The 5,653-nt window shown below is 58.5% G+C and carries 8 protein-coding genes; 7 read left to right on the plus strand and 1 reads right to left on the minus strand.

The features are described from left to right. From L9Z73_RS24105 to L9Z73_RS24120, 4 genes are all read left to right on the plus strand, one after another. The coding region (locus L9Z73_RS24105) for a hypothetical protein (RefSeq protein ID WP_247406434.1) at positions 1-188 on the plus strand (188 nt) is incomplete at its 5' end. After that, a complete protein-coding gene (locus tag L9Z73_RS24110) occupies positions 155-535 on the plus strand; it encodes a CBS domain-containing protein (protein WP_247406443.1) in 381 nt (126 codons plus the stop codon). The genes L9Z73_RS24105 and L9Z73_RS24110, both read left to right, overlap by 34 nt. An 8-nt stretch (positions 536-543) precedes the next feature. Beyond that, a complete protein-coding gene (locus L9Z73_RS24115) occupies positions 544-1,389 on the plus strand; it encodes an NAD-dependent protein deacetylase (protein WP_247406436.1) in 846 nt (281 codons plus the stop codon). Positions 1,390-1,907: 518 nt separating this feature from the next. Next, the gene (locus L9Z73_RS24120) at positions 1,908-2,237 is read left to right on the plus strand and encodes a hypothetical protein (RefSeq protein WP_247406437.1); all 330 of its coding nucleotides are present in this window, start codon (positions 1,908-1,910) and stop codon (positions 2,235-2,237) included. A 58-nt stretch (positions 2,238-2,295) separates the two neighbouring features. On the opposite strand, the gene L9Z73_RS24125 is transcribed toward L9Z73_RS24120, so the two are convergent. Continuing rightward, complete coding sequence (locus tag L9Z73_RS24125) at positions 2,296-3,198, minus strand: LysR family transcriptional regulator (protein ID WP_247406439.1); 903 nt, start codon at positions 3,196-3,198, stop codon at positions 2,296-2,298. Between the two features lie 134 nt (positions 3,199-3,332). Here L9Z73_RS24125 and L9Z73_RS24130 point away from each other — a divergent pair, with 134 nt between their 5' ends. The 3 genes from L9Z73_RS24130 to L9Z73_RS24140 all read left to right on the plus strand — a co-directional run. After that, entirely contained in the window at positions 3,333-4,031 is a 699-nt protein-coding gene (locus tag L9Z73_RS24130) for a CoA transferase subunit A (RefSeq protein WP_010566044.1), read from the plus strand. 36 nt (positions 4,032-4,067) lie between these two features. Then, entirely contained in the window at positions 4,068-4,727 is a 660-nt protein-coding gene (locus L9Z73_RS24135; protein WP_247406441.1) for a CoA transferase subunit B, read from the plus strand. Between the two features lie 11 nt (positions 4,728-4,738). After that, a partial coding sequence (locus tag L9Z73_RS24140; protein ID WP_247406442.1) for an acetyl-CoA C-acyltransferase occupies positions 4,739-5,653 on the plus strand: 915 nt, incomplete at its 3' end.

The following is a 5,653-nucleotide window of genomic DNA, read 5'->3' on the forward strand; positions in this document are numbered from 1 at the left end:
CCCCCGCCATGAAAAAAGCCTGGAAAATTTCGCCAATGGTCGTGCAAGGTGCGTCTTTGGGGCTACAAAGTGCTTTAAAACGCTTGTTGATGCCTGAAATTTCCCGTTTCAATACGCGTATGCCAAAGACAAGCAAAACCAGGAAGTCCACACCATTGAATGGGACCACACCGTATTCGAAGCGTTAGTGGTGATGTCATCGAAAAATGTCGGGGCCTTGCCGGTCGTCAAGCAGGGCGAGGTGGTTGGCATCATCAGCGAACGTGACTACGCACGAAAACTGATACTCAAAGGCCTCTCTTCAGTCACCACCAAAGTCCATGAGGTCATGAGTTCTCCAGTCATAACGGTTGATGCCCATAAAACGGTCGAAGAATGCATGAACATCATGACCGACAGTCACCTGCGCCACTTGCCGGTGGTCGTCGACGGAAAACTGCTGGGTTTGCTCTCCATCGGCGATCTGGTCAAGGAGGCCATTGCCGAACAAGCCAACCTGATCAAGCAACTGGAGCAATATATTCGCGGCGAATAGGAGACCCCATGCTCGACTTGCTCGAACATCAGGAAGACCACCTCGATATCTTGCACCGGACCATGGCCGAACGGCGTTTTCTGGTGCTGACCGGGGCGGGAATCAGCACGTCGTCGGGTATCCCGGACTACCGGGACAGCGAAGGCATACGCCGGGGCAAGGCGCCGATGATGTACCAGGAGTTCCTGGCCACCCCACAAGCGCGCCGCCGTTATTGGGCACGGGCGATGCTGGGCTGGCCACGGGTGCGCATTGCGCAGCCGAACCAGGCGCACTTGGCTCTGGCCGCCTTGCAACACCGCCAGCGTATCAGCGGGCTGATCACGCAAAACGTCGACACGTTGCATGACCAGGCCGGTAGCCAGGATGTGATCGAGCTGCACGGCAGCTTGCATCGCGTGCTATGCCTGGATTGCCAGCGGCCCAGCGCACGCAATGTGATCCAACGGTTGATGGAAACCGAGAACCCCTACCTGGCCGGCGTCGATGCCGTGCAGGCACCCGACGGCGATACCCTGCTCGATCCTGCTTTTGAACAACGCTTTCGCGTGCCCCGCTGCCCCCACTGCAACGGCGAACGGCTGAAACCGGACGTCGTGTTCTTCGGCGAGAACGTTGCCCAGGCCACCGCAGCCAGGGCAATGGCGGCGGTGGAGCAAGCCGAGGGTTTATTGGTGGTGGGGTCGTCGCTGATGGCCTACTCGGCGTTTCGCCTGTGCAAGGCGATGGTCGAGCAAGGCAAGCCGGTGATTGCCATCAATCTGGGCAAGACCCGTGGGGATGAGTTGTTGCAGATGAAGATCGCGGCGTCCTGCGAGCGGTTGTTGCCGCTATTGGCAGAGCGCCTGGGATAACCAGAACACTGCGCATCAAAAATGAGTGGGCAACCCGGCCAGGCTAACGAGCTCCGGCGACCCACCGCACAAAAAATGACGCCCAAGTCACACTTCCCCGCACGGCCCCGTCCCCATGACGATTTATGTAGTGATCAAAAATAATCACTACATAACCGTTGACGTAACCTTCTTGTCCTTGCATGATCTAGACGTCTCCCGGATCGGGAGCGTTGGTAACAAGCGTTTTGAACAAGCTCGTCTGACCGCCGAGCTGTTTTTTCCGGATGTGCACTGCCCACAAGGCAGATTGATGAAGCTGACCGACCCAAAGGGTTCGGTACAAGGAGCTCAAACGCTACTTGTCTTCGTTATGAAACCATTGCGTAGCAGTTCATCAGCAAGACTACATGCATCAGGTTCAAGACCCTGCCCGTATTCGGCAGACCGTCACTGACGCCCGGTTTTCGGAACCGGAGACAACTAAGCAGTTTTAACGAATCAATTGATAGATCGCCAACTGGTCAAGGGGCTTACACATGAATCTGAACAACCAACCAACTATCGAGCAATTGGCTGAGATGTTCGCAGCGCAGAAAGACACACTCGATGACCATATCCTGTGGATTGGCAAATCGGGCAAAGTCCAAATTGACTGCCTGGCGCCCCACACCGAAGAAGCCGAGTTCGACAGAAATAACCGTGAACTGGCGGCGCGCCTGAAGGTGTATCGTCGTGGCCAGGGTTATGTCGGCAAGAAAGCGGCGGCCGATCGTAACTTTATCGAGCAGGTGTTCGACACACTTAACCACGCGTGGGTATCTTTCAAAGACAGCGCGCAAGTTAAAGTAATCGACCGCTACTCCTAAGTACAACTCAACTAATGTGGGAACTGGCTTGCCAGTTCCCACATTTTTTTATGCAACTTCAAAAGTTGGGGTAACGGCCTTTCCCCGCCTCATCGCGAAAAATATCAAACAACACCTGTGCCGCCGCCGACAGTTCATGCCCCGGTTTGGTCAACACACCAATCGGCCGCTCGATCACCGGATCGGTCAAGGTGATGCAATGGGCGCCCGCCTCCTGCATCTGCTGCGCACATAAGGCCGGCACGGCGCTGACGCCCAGGCCACTGGCAACCATCTTGCCCACCGTCGCCAATTGGTGACTCTCCAACGCCACCGGCAATTTCATCTGCAAGGCACCCAGGTGTTCCTCCAGCATTACCCGCACTGTAGAGGGTCGTTGCAAGGTAATGAACGGTTGCTCCAATAGGCTTTTCCATTCGATTTCAGCGCGCTGTGCCAAGGGTGAATCCGCAGGCACTACGGCAATAAAACGATCCAGGTATAACGGCGTAAACGCCAGCGACGAACCTTCGGACGGTTCGAACGCCACGCCCAACTCGACCTGGCGATCACGGACCATCTCCAGCACCTGTTCGTTGATCAGGTCATGCACCGTCACGTTCACATGGGGGTAACGCGCGCGGAATATCTTCAGGATCGGCGGCAACAGGTTGCCTGCAAACGACGGCATCGCTGCCACCGTCACCCGCCCGCGCTGCAGGGTGAAACGCTGGCGCAGTTCATCCTCGGCGTTGTCCCAATCGGCAATCAACCGACGCGCCAGCGGCAACAAGGATTCCCCTTCAGGGGTCAGCGCGACATTGCGGGTATTGCGGCTGAACAAGCGCCCGCCCAGCCCTTCTTCCAGGCCTTTGATGGTCAGGCTCAGTGCCGATTGAGAGAGGTGCAGCCGCTCGCAGGCAGCAGCAAAACTCAGGCTCTGTGCCACGGCCAGAAAGGCACGCATCTGTTTGACGGTCATGACGTTACTCCGGACGACGGCTCGACTATGCAGTTTTTTAAATCAATCAACCTTAAAAAACAACTTAACAAATCAATCCGTCAGCGCAACACTCGGAACATTGACTGGCCCACAAACAATAAAAGAGGTGCTATATGGCAGGTTTCGATAAACGCGTGGCGTCCTATGAAGAGGCACTGGCAGGCCTGGAAGACGGCATGACCGTGCTCGCCGGCGGCTTTGGCCTGTGCGGCATCCCGGAAAACCTCATCGCCGAGATCAAGCGCAAAGGCACCCGCGACCTGACAGTGGTTTCCAATAACTGCGGCGTCGACGGTTTTGGCCTGGGCGTGCTGTTGGAAGAAAAGCAGATCCGCAAAGTGATCGCGTCCTACGTGGGCGAAAACGCCCTGTTCGAGAAGCAACTGCTCAGTGGCGAGATCGAAGTGGTGCTCACCCCCCAAGGCACCCTGGCGGAAAAAATGCGCGCCGGCGGCGCCGGCATTCCGGCCTTCTTCACCGCCACCGGCGTTGGCACCCCGGTTGCCGAAGGCAAGGAGACCCGCGAATTCAACGGTCGCCCGTACCTGATGGAAGAATCCATCACCGGCGACTTCGCCATCGTCAAAGGCTGGAAAGCCGACCACTTCGGCAACGTCATCTACCGCCACACCGCCCAGAACTTCAACCCCCTTGCCGCCACCGCAGGCAAGATCACCGTGGTTGAAGTCGAGGAAATCGTCGAACCGGGCGAGCTGGAACCGTCGCAGATCCACACCCCTGGCATCTACGTCGACCGGATCATCTGCGGCACCTTCGAGAAGCGCATCGAACAGCGCACCGTCCGCAAATAATCCCTCCAGCCCGAAGAGAATAAGAGGAACAGCACCATGGCTCTCACCCGCGAACAAATGGCTCAACGCGTCGCCCGCGAAATGCAGGACGGTTTCTACGTCAACCTGGGCATCGGCATTCCGACCCTGGTGGCCAACTACATCCCCGAAGGCATGGAAGTGATGCTGCAATCGGAAAACGGCCTGCTCGGCATGGGCCCGTTTCCCACTGAAGAGACCATCGATGCCGACATGATCAACGCCGGCAAACAAACCGTGACCGCGCGCATCGGCGCCTCGATCTTCTCCTCCGCCGAATCCTTCGCAATGATTCGCGGCGGCCATGTCGACCTCACCGTGCTCGGCGCGTTTGAAGTGGACGTAATGGGCAACATCGCCTCATGGATGATCCCCGGCAAGCTGGTCAAGGGCATGGGTGGTGCCATGGACCTGGTGGCCGGTGCGGAAAACATCATCGTGATCATGACCCACGCGTCCAAGGACGGTGAGTCCAAGTTGCTCAGCCAATGCACCCTGCCGCTGACCGGTGCCCACTGCATCAAGCGTGTACTCACGGACCTCGCCTACCTGGAAATCGACAACGGCGCCTTTATCCTAAAGGAGCGTGCCCCTGGGGTCAGTATTGAAGAGATTGTCAGCAAGACAGCCGGTAAACTGATCGTCCCCGACCACGTTCCGGAAATGCAATTCCAGTGAGGACACATTCCATGCAAGACGTTGTGATTGTTGCTGCCACCCGTACTGCGGTAGGCAGCTTTCAAGGTTCGCTGGCGAACATCCCGGCACCGGAGTTGGGCGCTGCCGTGATCCGTCGCCTACTGGAGCAAACCGGCCTCGACCCGGCCCAGGTGGATGAAGTGATCCTCGGTCACGTGCTCACTGCAGGCTCAGGCCAGAACCCGGCGCGCCAGGCGTCGATCCTCGCCGGCCTGCCCCATGCCGTACCCGCGATGACCTTGAACAAGGTCTGCGGTTCGGGCCTCAAGGCCCTGCACCTGGGCGCCCAGGCCATCCGCTGTGGCGATGCCGACGTGATCATTGCCGGCGGCATGGAGAACATGAGCCTGGCCCCCTACGTATTGCCCGCCGCGCGCACCGGTTTGCGCATGGGCCACGCCAAGATGATCGACAGCATGATCACCGACGGCCTGTGGGATGCATTCAACGACTACCACATGGGCATCACCGCCGAGAACCTGGTGGACAAGTACGGCATCAGCCGTGAAGCCCAGGACGCCTTCGCCGCCGCGTCCCAGCAAAAAGCCGCCGCCGCTATCGAAGCCGGCCGCTTTGCCGATGAGATCACCCCGATTCTGATCCCGCAGCGCAAGGGCGACCCAGTGGCCTTCGCCGTGGATGAACAACCGCGCGCCGGCACCACCGCCGAGTCGTTGGCCAAGCTCAAACCCGCGTTCAAGAAAGACGGCAGCGTCACCGCCGGCAACGCGTCCAGCCTTAACGACGGCGCCGCCGCCGTGCTGCTGATGAGCGCCGACAAGGCCGGGCTTCGCGTTGAAGACATCGACCTGTTCGAGGTCAACGAGGCCTTCGCCTCGGTGGTACTCAAGTTCATCAAGGACATGCGCATCGACGCCGCCCGGGTCAACGTCAACGGCGGCTCG

Origin of the sequence: Pseudomonas emilianonis (assembly GCF_023072625.1) — a bacterium.
GTDB lineage: Bacteria > Pseudomonadota > Gammaproteobacteria > Pseudomonadales > Pseudomonadaceae > Aquipseudomonas > Aquipseudomonas paraveronii.

Coding starts and splice junctions, on each gene's coding strand:
- L9Z73_RS24130 (WP_010566044.1), top strand. CDS start 3,333: ATGGCAGGTTTCGATAAACGCGTGGCGTCCTATGAAGAGGCACTGGCA.
- L9Z73_RS24115 (WP_247406436.1), top strand. CDS start 544: ATGCTCGACTTGCTCGAACATCAGGAAGACCACCTCGATATCTTGCAC.
- L9Z73_RS24120 (WP_247406437.1), top strand. CDS start 1,908: ATGAATCTGAACAACCAACCAACTATCGAGCAATTGGCTGAGATGTTC.
- L9Z73_RS24125 (WP_247406439.1), bottom strand. CDS start 3,198: ATGACCGTCAAACAGATGCGTGCCTTTCTGGCCGTGGCACAGAGCCTG.
- L9Z73_RS24135 (WP_247406441.1), top strand. CDS start 4,068: ATGGCTCTCACCCGCGAACAAATGGCTCAACGCGTCGCCCGCGAAATG.